This is a genomic window from Mesorhizobium sp. M0048 (genome assembly GCF_040323405.1).
Lineage (GTDB): Bacteria > Pseudomonadota > Alphaproteobacteria > Rhizobiales > Rhizobiaceae > Mesorhizobium.
Window position 1 is genome coordinate 1 of the sequence record NZ_JAMYUV010000128.1, and the last position, 834, is coordinate 834.

General features: G+C 60.4%; 1 protein-coding gene. It reads right to left on the bottom strand.

Going from position 1 to position 834, the window contains the following annotated elements:
• Nucleotides 1–788 (bottom strand): GntG family PLP-dependent aldolase (locus NKJ84_RS33045; protein WP_352510009.1); only part of this gene is annotated, 788 nt, incomplete at its 3' end.
• Nucleotides 789–834 lie beyond the last annotated feature (46 nt).

Here is an 834-nt window from a genome sequence, read left to right on the forward strand (position 1 = left end):
AGCAGCTGCGCGCGTCGGTTATCTTCGAACAGCCGATCCACCATGGTTTCAAGCGCCACGATACCTGCACTGGCCATGAAGCCGGCTTGGCGCAGTCCGCCCCCTAGAAGCTTCCGATAGCGTTTCACCCGGTCGATGAAGGGCCGCGGTCCGCACACCATGGAGCCGAATGGCGCGGCGAGTCCTTTAGACAGGCTGAACATGATCGAGTCGACATCCTCCGCCATCTCCGCCGGCGTCCTCTTCGAGGCGATTGCCGCGTTGAAGATTCGTGCCCCGTCAAGATGCAGTGGTAGGCCGTGCTCGTCGGCAAGCTCGCGCACTTCCTTAATATAGGACTCAGGCAGGACCCGTCCGCCACGTTGACAGTGTGGATTCTCCAGCACGATGACCCCTGGCGGCGCGCATTGGTAATCGCTCTTGTCGCGGATCGCCGAGCGCAGATTATCGAGTGACAGCCGTCCGTCGATTTCCGTCGGCACGGGGTGCAGGACGAGGCCGCCCACCACCGAAACGCTGCCAGCTTCGAAATCGTAGAGATCGGAGTGATCGCCGACGATCACCTCGTGGCCGCGCGGACAATGCGCGAGCAACGCAGTCAGGTTCCCTTGGCATCCGCTCGATACGAAAGCGGCGTCTTCCTTGCCGAGCATTTCCGCCGCCAACTTTTCCAGCCGATTAAGCGTCGGGTCTTCACCGTAACCGGCATCACCCACTTCCGCATTGAACATCGCCTGCCGCATCTCCTGTGTGGGGAGGGTTACGGTATCGCTGAGCAGATCTATCATTCTTCTCTCCCACAAGTGGCGTTGGCGATCAATCTTTGCACAACGG